This is a genomic window from Natronomonas sp. (assembly GCF_036625485.1).
Classification (GTDB): domain Archaea; phylum Halobacteriota; class Halobacteria; order Halobacteriales; family Haloarculaceae; genus Natronomonas.
Genome location: NZ_JAZKTR010000054.1, coordinates 1 through 14,606 on the forward strand (window position 1 = coordinate 1; position 14,606 = coordinate 14,606).

Here is a 14,606-nt window from a genome sequence, read left to right on the forward strand (position 1 = left end):
TCGCGGAAGGCGACCATCGCCGCCGCGAGACTCCCCTTCATGTCGGCGGCACCCCGCCCGTAGAGCCGTCCCTGCCGTTCCATCACGACGTAGCCGTCCTCGTCTGTCTGGTCGTCGTCCGGCGGCACCACGTCGTGGTGGCCGACCAGCGCGAGGGACGTGTCGGCGCCCTCGTTCCGCCGGGCGATGACGTTTCCCGCATCGGTGTGGACGACCGACGCGTCGGTATGCTCGCGGAGCCAGTCGGCGACGAAGACACCCGCCTCGCGTTCGTCCTCGTGGCTGGGGATGGCGACGAGGTCGCGAGTCAACTCGGGAAGCGACATATCGGCGGCGACGGCCGCCAGCGACTTGAGAACCGGGGCCACGTGACGGGTGTTCGCACGCCCATCACGGTTTTTATACGCGTCGAAACCCCAGCTAAGGCATGGAGATTTTGCCGGACACGAGCGCGGTCATCGACGGCCGCGTGTCGGAACGCGTTGATGCCGACGGCTTTAGCGGCACCGTATACATCGCGGAGGCGGTCGTCGGTGAACTGGAGGCACAGGCCAACGCCGGCCGCGATAGCGGCTGGGACGGCCTCGAAGAGCTCCAGCGGCTCGCCGACCTCGCCGACGAGGGGGCCATCACGGTCGAGTACGTCGGCCGACGGCCCGAAGCAGTCGAGAAGCGGGAGGCCGAGGAGGGCGAGATCGACGCCCTCATTCGCGACCTCGCGGAGGAACACGGCGCGGTTCTGCTGACGAGCGATATCGTCCAGGCCGAAGTCGCCCGCGCGAAGGGCCTCGACGTCGACTACGTCGAACCGCGGACCGAAGACGAGACCGAACTCGGCATCAAGGCCTACTTCGACGACGAGACGATGTCGGTTCACCTCAAGACCGGCGTCCGACCGATGGCCAAACGCGGCGCTATCGGCGATATGGCCTACGAGAAGATCGGCGAGGAAGCACTCAGCGAAGAGCAGATGCGCACGTTCGCCAACGACGTCATCGACACCGCCCGGTCCTCGAACGACGGTTTCATCGAACTCTCCCATCCGGGCATGACCATCGCCCAGATTCGGGACATGCGTATCGCCGTCGCCGAACCGCCCTTCGCGGACGCCATCGAGATCACGGCGGTTCGCCCCATCGTCAAGACCGAACTCGACGACTACGAGCACGCCGACGACCTCCGGGAGCGCTTCACCGAACACCAGCGCGGCGTCCTCATCTCGGGTGCGCCCGGCGCCGGGAAATCGACGTTCGCACAGGCCGTCGCGGAGTTCCTCAACGACGAGGGCTTCGCCGTCAAGACCATGGAGAAGCCCCGTGACCTGCAGGTCGGCCCCGAGATCACCCAGTACACCGAACTGGGCGGGTCGATGGCAAACACCGCCGACTCCCTCTTGATGGTCCGGCCGGACTACACCATCTACGACGAGGTCCGCAAGACCTCGGACTTCGAGACCTTCGCGGACATGCGGCTGGCCGGCGTCGGCATGATCGGCGTCGTTCACGCCACCCGCGCAATCGACGCCCTCCAGCGCCTCGTCGGCCGGGTCGAACTCGGCATGATCCCGCAGGTCGTCGACACCGTCGTCTACATCGAGGAGGGTGACGTCCACACCGTCTACGACGTGACGACCGAGGTGAAGGTCCCCCACGGCCTCGTCGAGGAGGACCTCGCCCGCCCCGTCATCGTCATCGAGGACTGGGAGACCGGCGAACCCGCCTACGAGATCTACACCTTCAACCGCCAGGTCGTCACCGTCCCCCTCGAAGGCGCCGAAGGCGACGAGGGCAGCGAAACCGGCGTCGAGCGCGTCGCGAAACAGGAAATCGAGCGAGAGGTCCGCTCGGTTGCCAACGGCCACGTCGACGTCGAACTCAAAGGTTCGAACACCGCCGTCGTCTACGTCGAGGACGACGACATCTCGTATGTCATCGGCAAGGGCGGCGGGCGTATCAACCAGATCGAGGACCGTCTCGGCATCGACATCGACGTCAAGACCTTCGACGAGCGCCCCGGCGGCAAGGCCGGAACCACCAGTTCGGGCGCCTCCGGCGGCCAGCAGGGTGACATCGTCACACCCGACGTGACCAGTCGTCACGTCATCATCCCGCTCGACGACTACCACGGCGACACCGTCGAGGTACAGGCCGACGGCGAGTACCTCTTTACCGCCACCGTCTCCCGCGGCGGCGAGATTCAGGTCTCCCGCGGGTCGGCCATCGCCGACGAACTCGAAGCCGCCATCGACCGCGGCAAGCAGATTACTGTGGTTCCGCAGTAAGCCGCTTTTCGCCCGCAAACCTTTAGGCAGGCGCGCGAAACCGCTTTCGGGGGCGTTCGAAGAACGCACCCTCGGCGGAGGCTACCCTGGTTTTTTATAAGTAAGATAGAGTGTCAGCGTTCGCGCAGCCAGCACAACCCACAAATGTCGCCCCCGCGTATCTTCAGTAATGTCGCTTAACGCTCCCCGCGCAGTCGCTGGATTCGGCCTCGGTGCTCTTCTGTGGGGAGCCATCGTGATGGCCGTCGTCACGTCGGGCGTGTTGCCGGCGGGCTTCGAGTTGCCGATCGGCTTCGCCCTCCTGATGCCGGTTCTGGTCGGCATCACCATCGCGCTTCCCGGCGGGTTCGACGGGGCGATCTACTTACAGAACGAGGATGTCCCGACCATCGTTATCGACACGATTCTCGTTTTGCTGGCCGCGCTGTTGACGGCTGCAGTCGTCATCATCTTCCTCTCGGAAGTGGCGACAGCAGTCGTTTCGGTCCCCGAATTCGTCTACGTTCCAGTCACGTTCGGTCTCACCACCATCGCCGGCTTCGCCACCTTCGGCTCGCGAAATATCGACTACTACGAAGCATAGGCTGGGCGCCGGACAACGAATCGAAACAGGGACTCAAACAACAGAAGCATCCGCCGAGTGGGGCGCTTGAAAAGCGCCCCTGAGGCGGTTCGCCGGACGAGAGTGCCGACGGCGCTCGAGTCCGGTAGCGCCGACTGACTAACGCGAGCCGGAGTGAAGCGAAGGCTCGCGGCTGGAAGGAGGTGCGCATATTTTCACCACGTTTTTGCCGAGAACGCGGGTCGCGACAATGCCGCGACCCGCGTTCTCGTGTAAAAAGTGGGTGTTAGTCGTCGCAGCAGGCCGTATCAGTGCCGCCGTCGGCAGTGGCCTCTACGGGGGTCTGGAGTTCGTAGAGGTTCTGCCGTGCGTCGGCGAAGTAGACGTCCTCGGAGACTATTTCGATGTCTTCGAGCCGTTCGAGCGCGTAGCGGACGGTTCGAGCCGAGAGCATGGACTCCTCGACGATGTCCTTCTGGGTCATCGGCCCGTTGTACTCAAGCACCTTGTACACGAGCTTCGCGCTGGGCGGAAGGTCGGTAAGTTCTTCCCCGTCAGAATCGGCCATCTGTACCGATATAAACGGGAGCCAACCGTATAAAGATTGAGGGGGCGTCCGAGAATCGAGGAATCCGACGTCACGGGAACGAACGGCTTTTGGCGACGGCTCGCGGACGCATGAATATGGCAACGGATACGGCCGAACGTCGAGCAGCGCATGTCCGTGGTGTCACCGTCACTGCGGTCGCGTGTCTCGCTGGTGTCGTCGCCGCCGTCATCTCGTCGATGGTGGCCAGCGGCGCGAGCGATACGCTCGGCGTCTACGTCCTCGCGGCCGCCATCATCGTCCAGTTCCCGCTGTTGCGGGTACTGGAGATGGCGGGCCTCGAGCTCGACATCGAGGATTTCGGCGCGAAGGATTACCTGTACGTGGCGTTCATGACCTTCGCGCTCTGGTTCGTCTGCTGGGCAATCCTGCTCGAAACCGGAGCGAGCCTCTGATGGCGGACGACAGTATCGCCGTCGTCGACCTCGACCGGTGTCAGCCGGACCGGTGTAACTACGAGTGTGCGAACTACTGCCCGCCGAACCGGACCGGCGAGGAGTGTATCGTCACTCGCGAGGAACGCTACGATGACGACGACCTGTATTCGGGCGGCCCCGACCAGATCTCGATCTCCGAGGAGCTGTGTCTGGGCGAAACCTGCGGGATCTGCGTCGAGAAGTGCCCGTTCGACGCCATCGAGATCATCAATCTCCCGCAGGAACTCGACGAGGAGCCGACCCATCGCTACGGCGAGAACGCATTCTCCCTCTACGGCCTGCCGGCCCCACAGGAAGGGCGGGTCACAGGTATCCTCGGCCCCAACGGCATCGGGAAGACGACCGCGGTCCGTATCTTGGCCGGCGAGATCACGCCGAATCTCGGCGACTTCAACGACGAGCCGAGCTGGGAGACCGTCCTCGACGAGTACCGCGGGACGGCCCTGCAGGATTACCTCGAGGACCTCCGAGAGGGCGACGTGACTGTCGCCCGCAAACCGCAGTACGTCGACAAGATTCCCGAGCAGTTCGACGGCGAGACGCAGGAACTGCTCGACGGCGTCGACGAACGCGGTGTCGCCGACCAGATCGTCGAACGGCTCGGCATCGAGCCCATCGTCGACCAGCCCATCGACACGCTGTCGGGCGGCGAACTCCAGCGAGTGGCCATCGCGGCGACGGTCGTCCGGGACGCTGATTTCTACTTCCTCGACGAGATCACGCCGTATCTCGACATCGGCCAGCGCGTGACGGCCGCACGGCTGATCCAGGAACTCTCCGAGGAGGGCCGCTCGATGCTGGTCGTCGAACACGACCTCGCGGTGCTGGACCTGCTGGCCGACGCCCTCCACGTCGCCTACGGTGAGCCCGGCGCCTTCGGCGTCATCACGCCGCCGAAGTCCACGAAGGGCGGCATCAACCAGTATCTCGAGGGGTACCTCGAAAACGAGAACATGCGCATCCGACCGGGCGCCATCGAGTTCGAGGAACACGCCCCCCGAACGGCGACGCGCGGTGACACCCTCGTCGAGTACCCCGACATGACCAAGACATACGGGGACGGCGAGTTCAGCCTCGATATCGACGGCGGCGAGATCCGGAACAACGAGGTGCTGGGCATCGTCGGCCCCAACGGCATCGGGAAGTCGACGTTCGCGAAGATCCTCGCCGGCCGCCTCGAACCCGAGGAAGGCGCCTTCGACGCCGACCTCGACATCTCGTATAAACCGCAGTACGTCGAGATCGACCAGCCGATGCGCGTCGACTCGTTCCTTCGGTCGATCACGGACGATTTCGGCACCTCCTACTGGAACACCGAGATCGCCCAGCCGCTCCAGCTGGAACGCATCATGGAGCAGAACCTGCCGGACCTCTCCGGCGGCGAGCGCCAGCGGGTCGCCATCGCGGCGTGTCTCTCGAAGGACGCCGACCTCTACCTGCTTGACGAGCCCTCGGCGCACCTCGACGTCGAACAGCGCGTCCTCGCGACGCGTGCGATTCGGCGCTACACCGAGACCCACGACAAGACGGCGATGGTCATCGACCACGACATCTACATGATCGACCTGCTTGCGGACCGCCTGCAGGTCTTCGAGGGGACGCCGGCCGAACACGGCCACGCCGGCCGCCCGATGGGCATGCGCGAGGGGATGAACACGTTCCTCGCGAACCTCGATGTCACCTTCCGCCGCGACGAGCGGACCGGTCGCCCGCGTATCAACAAGCCCGGTTCCCAGAAGGACCGCGAACAGAAGAAGCAGGGCGAGTACTACTACGCGCCGACCGATACCGACGAGGAGTAATCAGTACTGCGGCAGCCGCCGCGACTGTGCCGACCCCTCGACGAACGGTAGCGCGGCGATGTCGGCGTCGATCTCCTCGCCATCCACGCGCGTCGTGAGTTCCTCGCTATCGAGACCGTACTCCACCAGCGCGAGCGCTGCTGGACCGTCGATAGTTGGGCAGTCGCTCGCGCGCGTGATCTCGCCGGCGTGGCTGTCGCCGTCGAAGACGGCGGCGCCGGCCTCGGGGACCGCCTCGGGCCGAAGGCCGACCAGTTTCCGGGAGGGCCGGCCCTGGTTTTCGATCTTGGAGACGACCTCCTGGCCGACGTAACAGCCCTTCTCGAAGTCCAGCGCGTTCCGGAGGCCGAGGACGTTCGGGACGTTGCCCTCGAGTTCGGTATCGAAAAGCGGTGTGCCGGCCTCCAGCGTCAGGTTCTCGTAGGTCTCGTAGCCGAAGGGCGCGGCGTTGAGGCCGTGGTTGATGAGCGCGTCGAAGACGTCCTCGGCGTCCTCGGCCGCACAGATGACCTCGTAGCCTTCCTCGCCAGTGAGATCGTCGGTGCGGACGACGGTGACGCCCCAGTCGCCGAGGGTACCCCGGACGAACGAGAGGGGTTCGTCGGGGGAGCCGGGGCCGGTGAGGACGGAAGCGATCTTCTCGGTGGCTTTCGGGCCGTGGACGCCGAAGACGCCGAAGTCATCGGTTGCGACGCGGATATCGACGTCCTGGATGAACGTCTTTTTTGCCCACCCCTCGGCCAGGGGAGCGGCCTGCTGGGGCGGCGTGAAACAGAGCAGTTTCTCGCCGGCGTTATAGACGTAGATATCGGTCTCGATGGCGCCCTGCGGGTCCAGAAGGAGCGCGTAGACGCCGTGGCCGTCCTCGGCAGGGACGCGGTTCGTGAGGGCGTTGTCGACGAACTCGACCCGGTCGTCGCCGACCACCTCGACGACGCCGTAGCCCATCTCCATGACGCCGACGACGTTCCGAACCGCGCGGTGGACGCGCTCGGGACGGCCGTAGTGGGCGGCGACGCGGCGCCCGCCGCGTTCGGTGAACGTCGCGTCGTGGGCAGCGTGGATGTCCTCGACGACTGTCATTGTGGGACGAAAGGTGGCGGCACGGTAAAACAGCCGCGGGTCATGGGCGTCAGAGGCCGAGTTTCTGCCGGAGCCGTTCGAGGACGGACGGTTCGTCTTCGTCGTTGCTGGTCGGTTCGGGAACGACCCGGTCGGCGGGGTAGATACGCATCGCCTCCTCCTCGTTTTCGACGTCGATGAGGCCCGCTTCCTTGAGATCCGCCAGCGCGGTTTCGAGGTCGTCGATATCGATGTCGACATCGACGCCCGCGCGGAGTTCGAAGACCGTCATCCCTTCCTCGCTCCGGTCGACGAGCGCGTCGAGCACCGCGACCTCGGCTTCGTCGCGGTCCCGGTACTCCCGCTTTGCCTGCATACGACGGCCTTGGCCCGGGTGCGTCTTAACCGTTCGCCGGGAGGAGGCGGTCATGGTGTCTCAACCTTTATGCCCTCCACACGGGCACAATCCCCCAATGGGACTCAAATGTTCGATACTCGGCCACGCCTTCGAGCCGACCGGAACCGAAACGGAGCGCCAAGAGCAGGGTAGCGAGGTCGTCACGACCGTCCGCGAGATAGAGGAGTGTACGCGCTGTGGCAAGGAGCGCGTCGTCTCGGAGACGACCGAAGTCACGACCGTCGTCGACTCCGAGGAGGTAGACATCGACGAGGGCGCGACGACGGCCGATATCGACGGCGGCGCTGGTGCCGATAGCGCCGGCGGAGCAGGCGAGGGGGGCGCCTTCGACGGCGTCGTCGACCGAAGCATGGGCGAGGAAGACGCCGAGGTCCTCGACGACACCGAAGAGGAGGAAGCCGACGAGGCCGCCGCCGACGCCGCGGCCGCGGTAGACGAACTCGCCGAGACGCCCGACGAGGAGGAGGAGCCAGTCATCGAGGACCGCGACCCCGAAGAGGAGGACGCCGAGATCCTGACCGACGACGACGAACCGGAGCGTGATCCCGGCGAATGGCCCGACGACGAGGACGTCGTGGCGGCCCACGAGCCGGCAATCGACCCCGAAGACGACGAGGAAGCCGCGGCGGACGCCGACGCCGGCCCGGAACCCGAGTTCGAGCCCGAGCCGGCGGACGACGAGGACCGGTTGGCCGGAATCACGGTGCCGGAGGGCACGATCGTCTGTCCGGAGTGTGGCTTCACGGTCGATGCGGAATCGTCGTATCGCGACGGCGACCCCTGTCCCGAGTGTGGGGCGTGGCTCGTCGAGGACGACGAGTAGTCCTCCCACCTCGAAAACGGTATACCGTCGGCTCACAATAGCCCGCCTATGGAAGAGTACAAGATGCGTCGTGGGGAGTACCTCGAAGAACGAGTCCCCGACCTCGAAGCGAAAATCGAGGAGATGTTCGGCGAAATAACGGGTACCGAGGAGTTCAAAGGCAGCGACCTCTACGTCGTCGGCAACCCCGACAACCCCGTCTTCGAGCGGGTCGTCGCGGGCGCCGTCGAATACTCCGGCAAGAAGGACAAACTCGCCGTCGACTTCGTCGAACGGGACCTCCAGGACCTCATGGAGACCGGTGACGTCGACGCCGCCGAGGACGCCAACAACGCGAAAAACGACTTCCTGCTGGAGTGTACGGGCCGAGACGCCAAGGCGCGCCGTGAGTCCATGAAGCGCGCCGTCGAGGACGACGCTGAAAAACCCGACAACGTCTGAACGACTATCCACGGTTCTTCTTCGGAGCGCGGCCCCGAACAGCCGCTGTTGTAACCCCGCCACAGCCCCGTGTGAGCCGCCCTCGCATGGTGAGCAATTCTTGCCGTAACTCGTGGTTATAGAAGAACGGAGCGATATGCGTACTATACATGAGCAACGAGGAGCGAAAGCGAGGGGGCGACGGCCTCGGGTTCGGCACCCGGTGTCTGCACGTCGGGCAGGGACCGGACCCCGAGACGGGCGCCGCCGCGCCGCCGATCTATCAGACTACCTCCTACGAGTTTCCGGACGCCGATATCGCGGCCTCTCGGTACGCGCTGGAGGACGATGGCAACGTCTATTCTCGTATCGCCAATCCGACCGTCCGCGCGCTCGAAGAGCGGTTGGCCTCCCTAGAGGGCGGCACCGACGCCCTCGCGACCGCCTCGGGCATGGGCGCACTCGACGCCGCGACGCTCGTCCTCGCCGAAAACGGCGACAACGTCGTTTCGGCCTCCTCCATCTACGGCGGCACCCACACCTATCTCACCCACACCGCCGGCCGCCGCGGCATCGAGGCCCGATTCGTCGACACGCTCGACCCACAGGCCTACGCCGACGCCATCGACGAGAACACCGCCTACGTCCACTGTGAGACGGTCGGCAACCCCGCGCTGGTGACGCCGCCGCTGGAGGAGATCGCCGACGTGGCCCACGACCACGGCGTGCCGCTGTTCGTCGACAACACCTTCGCCACCCCCGCGCTCTGTCGCCCGCTCGAGCACGGCGCCGACCTCGTCTGGAACTCCACGACCAAGTGGATCCACGGCTCCGGGACGACGCTGGGCGGGATTCTCGTCGACGACGGCTCCTTTCCCTTCGACGAGTATCCGGAGAAGTACCCCGAGATCGCGAAGCCGAACCCCGCCTTCGACGGCGTCGTCTTCACCGAGCGGTTCGGCGACCGCGCCCTCACGATGGCCGCCCGCCAGCGGGCGACCCGCACCCTCGGCGACCAGCAGTCCCCATTCGACGCGTGGGCGACCCTGCAGGGCGTCGAGACTCTCCAGTTGCGGATGGAACGCCACTGCGAGAACGCGCGAGCGGTCGCCCAATTCCTCGACGACCACCCCGAGGTCGCGTGGGTCACCTACCCCGGCCTCGACGACCACGAAACCCACGACAACGCCTCGAAGTACCTCGACGGTGGCTACGGCGGCATGATCGCCTTCGGCCCCGAAGGGGGCTACGAGGCCGGCAAGCGGGTCTGTGAGGATACCGAAGTAGCGAAGTTCCTCGCCAACATCGGTGACGCACGCACGCTTGTCATCCATCCCGCCTCGACGACTCACGCCCAGTTGACCGAAGACGAACAGCGCGCAAGCGGCGTCACGCCCGACCTGATTCGACTCTCGGTCGGCGTCGAGGACGTCGACGACATCATCGCTGACCTCGATAGCGTACTATGACACAGGAAACAGTCTCCCTCGGTGAGTTCACCTTCGAATGCGGCGAGTCCATCGACGACCTCGAAATCGCCTACGAGACCTACGGCGAGTTCACGGGCGACAACGCCGTCCTCGTCTGCCATGCCCTGACCGGTAGCGCCCACGTCGCCGGCAGTCGCCGCCGCGCGGATACCGCGGGGCAGGCCCACGCGTGGTGGGACGACATCGTCGGCCCCGGCAAGGCCGTCGACACGACCGAGTACTACGTCATCTGTGCGAACATTCCGGGGTCCTGCTACGGTTCCTCGGGGCCGGCGACCATCAATCCAGAGACGGGCGAACCGTGGGGCACCGACTTCCCCGCCGTCACGGTCGGCGACTGGACGCGCGCCCAGCGGCGCCTGCTCGACGAGTTGGGAATCCCGAACCTCCATGCCGTCATCGGCGGCTCCGTCGGCGGGATGAACGCCCTCGATTGGGCCAAACGCCACCCCGACCACGTCGAACGGGTCATCGTCATCGCCGCGGCCGCCCGACTCGACCCCCAGTGTCTCGCGCTGGATGCCATCGCCCGCCGCTCGATCACGACCGACCCCAACTGGAACGGCGGCGACTACTACGGCGACGAGGACGAGCCGCCGACCCACGGGCTGGCGTTGGCCCGACAGATCGGCCACATCATGTACCTCTCGAAGTCCTCGATGGAAGATAAGTTCGGCCGCCGCTCCGCCGGGATGGACGCCGGACGCGATACGTTCCCAGCCGACCCCGCTGCCGGCTTCTTCCCGTATCGCGAGGTCGAGTCCTATCTCGACTATCAGGGCGAGAAGTTCGCCGAGCGGTTCGACGCCAACTCGTATCTCTACCTCACGCGGGCGATGGACAACTACGACCTCGCCTCGGGTTACGAGAACGACGCCGACGCCGTGGCGGCCTTCGACGGCGAGGCCCTGATGATCTCCTTTACCGGCGACTGGCACTTCACGACCGAGCAATCCGAATCGCTCGCGGAGGCCTTCCGCGCCAGCGACACCACCACCGCTCACCACGTCATCGATTCGGATCACGGCCACGACGCCTTCCTCGTCGAACCCGACCGCGTCGGCCCGCCCGTCGACGACTTCCTCGCGTCGGGCGTCCGCGGGAAGGCCGTCTCCGATACCGTCGAGCGGGAGGATTCGGGCGACGAGTTCGCTCCCGTCCACACCAGTCTCTTTTCCGACTGATACGGATTGTTGTAACAAATTACCGGCGAACACCGATCCGTACCGGGTGCTCGCCGGTAAACGACTACAACGATCCGTATGACCGCGTCATAGACTCCGGATAGCGTTGTCGCAAGGGTCGGTATTTATCCCCAGGTCACGTCTCGAATCAGGTATGGCCGACAGAGACGACCTGCACACCGACTCGCTGCACGCGGGACAGGAAGCCGACCCGACGACGGGCGCTCGCGCACCGCCGATCTATCAGACGACCTCCTACGAGTTCGAAGACGCCGAACACGCCGCGGACCTCTTCGCCCTCCGGGAGCCGGGGAACATCTACTCCCGGATCATGAATCCGACCAACGCCGTCCTCGAAGAGCGGCTAGCGACACTGGAGGGCGGCGTCGCCGCCATCGCCACCTCCTCGGGGATGGCCTCTTTCGACCTCGCGACGTTCGTCCTCGCGTCGGCGGGCGACAACATCGTCTCGGCGTCGTCGCTGTACGGCGGCACCTACACCTACCTCACCCACACCGTCGAGCGCCGCGGCGTCGAAACCCGCTTCGTCGACACGCTCGATTACGAGGCCTACGCCGACGCCATCGACGAGGACACCGCCTTCGTCCACTGTGAGACCATCGGCAACCCCGCGCTGGTGACGCCGGACTTCGAGCGACTGGCCGAGATCGCCCACGACAACGGCGTGCCGCTGTTCGTCGACAACACCTTCGCGACCCCGGCGCTGTGCCGCCCGCTCGAACACGGCGCCGACCTCGTCTGGAACTCCACGACCAAGTGGATCCACGGCTCCGGGACGACCATCGGCGGCATCCTCGTCGACGGCGGCTCCTTCCCGTGGGACGAGCACGCCGACCGCTTCCCCGAGATCGCGAAGCCGAACCCCGCCTACCACGGCATCAACTTCTCGGAGACGTTCGGCGAGGCGGCCTTCGCCTACACCGCCCGAACCCGCGGCCTGCGGGACCTCGGCAACCAGCAGGCGCCCTTCGACGCGTGGACGACGATCCAGGGCCTCGAGACGCTCCCGCTCCGGATGGACCGACACTGCGAGAACGCGATGGCCGTCGCCGAATTCCTCGATGACCACCCCGAAGTCTCGTGGGTCACCTACCCCGGCCTCGAAAGCCACGAAACCCACGACAACGCCTCGAAATACCTCGACGGTGGCTACGGCGGCATGATCACCTTCGGGCTGGAGGCCGGCTACGAGGCCGCAAAGCAGACCACCGAATCGACCGGCCTCGCCAGCCTGCTGGCGAACGTCGGCGACGCGAAGACGCTCATCATCCATCCCGCCTCGACGACCCACCAGCAACTCACCGACGAGGAAAAGCAGGCAAGCGGCGTCACCGACGACCTCGTGCGGCTGTCGGTCGGGCTGGAGGACGTCGACAGCATCATCGCGGACCTCGATGCGGCAATCGACGAGGCGACCTGACCGGGCCTATCCGTCGTAAAAGAGGAAGACGGCCATTCCGGCCAGCGCGATGATGGCGTAAGCCGGTTGGGCAAGGACGGTCTCGGAGATGGCCGTCGCGGCGGTACTACCCGTCATCGTCTGTCCGCCACCGCTCGATACGAGGTCCGCGGAGACGAGCAACGCGGCCACCGCTCCGACGGCGACGACGACACCGACCGCACTCAGCGGGTTGTCGTCGACCCATCCGGCGATTTTGGCGATCGGCCACAGTAGCGCTCCCTGAAGTCCCATAGCAGCGTGTAGGCCGTCTGACGAGATAAAACCGCGTCAGACGCAAGGACCATCGGAGAACGCTCGTCCTACAGGACGCCCTTGGCTTCGAGCAACTCCAGCAGGTCGGTCATCGAGTCGACGATGATGTCACAGTGTGGCCCAACCGCCGGCTTGGGTTCGTAGCCGATGGCGAGGCCCGCGACTTCCAGCATCGGCAGGTCGTTGGCGCCGTCGCCGACCGCGACGGTATCGGCCATGTCGACGCCGACCTCCGCGGCGAGGTCGTCGAGGGCGTCGTCCTTCGTCCCCTCGATGAGCGGCCCCTCGGCGCCGCCGGTGAGTTTCCCGTTCCGCATCGGCAGGCGGTTGGCGACGATGGTGTCGACCGAGACGCCCTCGGCCTCGAGGGCTTTGGCGACGCCGCGGTCGAAGCCGCCGGTGAGGATGGCGACGTGGTGGCCCGCCTCCTGGAGGGCGGCGATGACGTCGGCCGCGCCGGGGCGCAGTTGCACGCGGTCGAAGGCGGATTCGACCTTCGCCTCGGAGAGGCCATCGAGCAGTTCGGCCCGGGCGTAGAGGCTCTCGGCGTAGGAGAGTTCGTCGTTCATGGCCTGTTCGGTGATCTCGTCGATCTCGTCGGCGACGCCGGCTTCCTCGCCGAGGAGGACGGTCATCTCCGAATCGGAGAGCGTCCCGTCGAAGTCGAAGGCGATGAGCATACTGCTTGTGGGGGTCCGGGGGTCACAAAACGTCCGGTTCGGGTTGGGGGCGTTGGCCGGGTTTCCAGTCACAACGGCAATTCCTGCCAGTTTTTAACCCCGGCGAACGAGGGGATTGCTAACGGATGGTCGTCGGAGATATCGCAACAGGTACGGAGGTATTGATTATCGGTGGCGGCCCCGGCGGCTACGTCGCCGCGATCCGCGCCGGACAACTGGGACTCGACGTCACGCTGGTCGAGAAGGACGCCTACGGCGGCACCTGCCTCAACGACGGGTGCATCCCCTCGAAGGCGCTGATTCACGGGACGAACCTCGCCCACGAGGTCAACAACGCCGAGGAGATGGGCATCCACGCCCGCGCGGACGTCGACCTCAAGGGGCTGGTGGGCTGGAAGGACGGCGTCGTCGACCAGTTGACCAGCGGCGTCGAGAAGCTCTGCAAGGCGAACGGCGTCAACCTCGTCGAGGGGCGCGCGGAGCTCGTCGACGAGAAGACCGCCCGCGTCGCCCACGGGGGCGAGGGGCAGGGCAGCGAAACTATCGAGTTCGAACACGCCATCGTCGCCACCGGGAGCCGCCCGATTCAACTGCCGGGACTGGAGTTCGACGGCGAGCACATCCTCAGTTCGAAGGACGTGCTGGCCCTCGACGAACTCCCCGAGTCGATGGTCGTCGTCGGGGGCGGCTACATCGGCATGGAACTGTCGACGGTGCTGGCCAAACTCGGCTGTGAGGTCACCGTCGTCGAGATGCTCGACGACATCCTCCCGGGCTATCAGGAGGACGTCAAGCGCATCGTCCGCGGCCGTGCCGAGGAGTTGGGCATCGACTTCCACTTCGGCGAGGCCGCACAGGGCTGGGAGGAGGTCGGCGGCAACGCCCACATAACCACCGAAACCGAGGACGGCGAGACCTTCGAGTACGACGCCGAGAAGGTGCTGGTCGCCGTCGGCCGACAGGCCGTCACCGACACGGTCGCTCCCGAGGAAGCCGGGCTCGAACCGAACGACGCCGGCTTCCTCGAGACGGACCATCAGGCCCGCACCGACGTCGAGCACATCTTCGCCGTCGGCGACGTGGCCGGCGAACCGATGCTCGCACA

The 14,606-nt window shown here is 65.8% G+C and carries 16 protein-coding genes; 10 read left to right on the top strand and 6 right to left on the bottom strand.

Annotated features, from left to right (window positions below; all coding sequences use genetic code 11):
- Nucleotides 1-326 (bottom strand): M20/M25/M40 family metallo-hydrolase (locus tag V5A53_RS07250; protein WP_332312934.1); only part of this gene is annotated, 326 nt, incomplete at its 3' end.
- Nucleotides 327-427: 101 nt separating this feature from the next.
- Here V5A53_RS07250 and V5A53_RS07255 point away from each other — a divergent pair.
- Together V5A53_RS07255 and V5A53_RS07260 are read left to right on the top strand one after the other, a co-directional pair.
- Entirely contained in the window at nucleotides 428-2,281 is a 1,854-nt protein-coding gene (locus V5A53_RS07255) for a PINc/VapC family ATPase (RefSeq protein WP_332312919.1), read from the top strand.
- A gap of 169 nt (nucleotides 2,282-2,450) precedes the next feature.
- Complete coding sequence (locus V5A53_RS07260; RefSeq protein ID WP_332312920.1) at nucleotides 2,451-2,864, top strand: hypothetical protein; 414 nt, start codon at nucleotides 2,451-2,453, stop codon at nucleotides 2,862-2,864.
- Nucleotides 2,865-3,129: 265 nt separating this feature from the next.
- Here the strand turns inward: V5A53_RS07260 and V5A53_RS07265 are convergent, their stop codons facing one another.
- Nucleotides 3,130-3,411: a helix-turn-helix transcriptional regulator gene (locus V5A53_RS07265; RefSeq protein WP_332312921.1), complete on the bottom strand. Its 282-nt coding sequence runs from the start codon at nucleotides 3,409-3,411 to the stop codon at nucleotides 3,130-3,132.
- Between the two features lie 116 nt (nucleotides 3,412-3,527).
- On the opposite strand from V5A53_RS07265, the gene V5A53_RS07270 reads away from it, so the two are divergent.
- Together V5A53_RS07270 and V5A53_RS07275 are read left to right on the top strand one after the other, a co-directional pair.
- Nucleotides 3,528-3,845 (top strand): EMC6-like membrane protein, encoded by a 318-nt coding sequence (locus V5A53_RS07270; RefSeq protein WP_332312922.1) that lies wholly within the window; start codon nucleotides 3,528-3,530, stop codon nucleotides 3,843-3,845.
- Nucleotides 3,845-5,689 (top strand): ribosome biogenesis/translation initiation ATPase RLI, encoded by a 1,845-nt coding sequence (locus tag V5A53_RS07275; RefSeq protein WP_332312923.1) that lies wholly within the window; start codon nucleotides 3,845-3,847, stop codon nucleotides 5,687-5,689. Before V5A53_RS07270 ends, V5A53_RS07275 begins: the two co-directional genes overlap by 1 nt.
- On the opposite strand, the gene ygfZ is transcribed toward V5A53_RS07275, so the two are convergent.
- Nucleotides 5,690-6,772 carry a CAF17-like 4Fe-4S cluster assembly/insertion protein YgfZ gene (gene ygfZ, locus V5A53_RS07280; protein WP_332312924.1) on the bottom strand — a complete coding sequence of 361 codons (1,083 nt, stop codon included), beginning with the start codon at nucleotides 6,770-6,772 and terminating at the stop codon, nucleotides 5,690-5,692.
- Nucleotides 6,773-6,821: 49 nt separating this feature from the next.
- Nucleotides 6,822-7,127, bottom strand: coding sequence for a DUF6432 family protein (locus V5A53_RS07285; protein ID WP_332312925.1), 306 nt, complete (start codon nucleotides 7,125-7,127; stop codon nucleotides 6,822-6,824).
- Between the two features lie 97 nt (nucleotides 7,128-7,224).
- Here V5A53_RS07285 and V5A53_RS07290 point away from each other — a divergent pair, with 97 nt between their 5' ends.
- From V5A53_RS07290 to V5A53_RS07310, 5 genes are all read left to right on the top strand, one after another.
- Entirely contained in the window at nucleotides 7,225-7,992 is a 768-nt protein-coding gene (locus tag V5A53_RS07290) for a DUF7093 family protein (RefSeq protein ID WP_332312926.1), read from the top strand.
- A gap of 48 nt (nucleotides 7,993-8,040) precedes the next feature.
- Nucleotides 8,041-8,433, top strand: a complete 393-nt coding sequence (locus tag V5A53_RS07295; RefSeq protein ID WP_332312927.1) for a DUF5611 family protein — start codon at nucleotides 8,041-8,043, stop codon at nucleotides 8,431-8,433.
- Between the two features lie 149 nt (nucleotides 8,434-8,582).
- Complete coding sequence (locus V5A53_RS07300) at nucleotides 8,583-9,881, top strand: O-acetylhomoserine aminocarboxypropyltransferase/cysteine synthase family protein (protein ID WP_332312928.1); 1,299 nt, start codon at nucleotides 8,583-8,585, stop codon at nucleotides 9,879-9,881.
- Nucleotides 9,878-11,086, top strand: coding sequence for a homoserine O-acetyltransferase MetX (gene metX, locus V5A53_RS07305; RefSeq protein WP_332312929.1), 1,209 nt, complete (start codon nucleotides 9,878-9,880; stop codon nucleotides 11,084-11,086). Before V5A53_RS07300 ends, metX begins: the two co-directional genes overlap by 4 nt.
- 154 nt (nucleotides 11,087-11,240) lie before the next feature.
- Nucleotides 11,241-12,527 (top strand): O-acetylhomoserine aminocarboxypropyltransferase/cysteine synthase family protein, encoded by a 1,287-nt coding sequence (locus tag V5A53_RS07310; RefSeq protein WP_332312930.1) that lies wholly within the window; start codon nucleotides 11,241-11,243, stop codon nucleotides 12,525-12,527.
- A 6-nt stretch (nucleotides 12,528-12,533) separates the two neighbouring features.
- Here V5A53_RS07310 and V5A53_RS07315 read toward each other — a convergent pair whose 3' ends face one another.
- Nucleotides 12,534-12,800 (bottom strand): hypothetical protein, encoded by a 267-nt coding sequence (locus V5A53_RS07315; RefSeq protein ID WP_332312931.1) that lies wholly within the window; start codon nucleotides 12,798-12,800, stop codon nucleotides 12,534-12,536.
- A gap of 68 nt (nucleotides 12,801-12,868) precedes the next feature.
- Entirely contained in the window at nucleotides 12,869-13,501 is a 633-nt protein-coding gene (gene serB, locus V5A53_RS07320; protein ID WP_332312932.1) for a phosphoserine phosphatase SerB, read from the bottom strand.
- Between the two features lie 125 nt (nucleotides 13,502-13,626).
- Here serB and V5A53_RS07325 point away from each other — a divergent pair.
- Nucleotides 13,627-14,606: dihydrolipoyl dehydrogenase family protein (locus V5A53_RS07325; RefSeq protein WP_332312933.1), on the top strand; the 980-nt coding region annotated here is incomplete at its 3' end.

Bases quoted from the DNA above. Each gene is read 5' to 3' on its own strand.
- V5A53_RS07255 (WP_332312919.1), top strand. From the start codon at position 428: ATGGAGATTTTGCCGGACACGAGCGCGGTCATCGACGGCCGCGTGTCG.
- V5A53_RS07260 (WP_332312920.1), top strand. From the start codon at position 2,451: ATGTCGCTTAACGCTCCCCGCGCAGTCGCTGGATTCGGCCTCGGTGCT.
- V5A53_RS07265 (WP_332312921.1), bottom strand. From the start codon at position 3,411: ATGGCCGATTCTGACGGGGAAGAACTTACCGACCTTCCGCCCAGCGCG.
- V5A53_RS07270 (WP_332312922.1), top strand. From the start codon at position 3,528: ATGGCAACGGATACGGCCGAACGTCGAGCAGCGCATGTCCGTGGTGTC.
- V5A53_RS07275 (WP_332312923.1), top strand. From the start codon at position 3,845: ATGGCGGACGACAGTATCGCCGTCGTCGACCTCGACCGGTGTCAGCCG.
- ygfZ (WP_332312924.1), bottom strand. From the start codon at position 6,772: ATGACAGTCGTCGAGGACATCCACGCTGCCCACGACGCGACGTTCACC.
- V5A53_RS07285 (WP_332312925.1), bottom strand. From the start codon at position 7,127: ATGCAGGCAAAGCGGGAGTACCGGGACCGCGACGAAGCCGAGGTCGCG.
- V5A53_RS07290 (WP_332312926.1), top strand. From the start codon at position 7,225: ATGGGACTCAAATGTTCGATACTCGGCCACGCCTTCGAGCCGACCGGA.
- V5A53_RS07295 (WP_332312927.1), top strand. From the start codon at position 8,041: ATGGAAGAGTACAAGATGCGTCGTGGGGAGTACCTCGAAGAACGAGTC.
- V5A53_RS07300 (WP_332312928.1), top strand. From the start codon at position 8,583: ATGAGCAACGAGGAGCGAAAGCGAGGGGGCGACGGCCTCGGGTTCGGC.
- metX (WP_332312929.1), top strand. From the start codon at position 9,878: ATGACACAGGAAACAGTCTCCCTCGGTGAGTTCACCTTCGAATGCGGC.
- V5A53_RS07310 (WP_332312930.1), top strand. From the start codon at position 11,241: ATGGCCGACAGAGACGACCTGCACACCGACTCGCTGCACGCGGGACAG.
- V5A53_RS07315 (WP_332312931.1), bottom strand. From the start codon at position 12,800: ATGGGACTTCAGGGAGCGCTACTGTGGCCGATCGCCAAAATCGCCGGA.
- serB (WP_332312932.1), bottom strand. From the start codon at position 13,501: ATGCTCATCGCCTTCGACTTCGACGGGACGCTCTCCGATTCGGAGATG.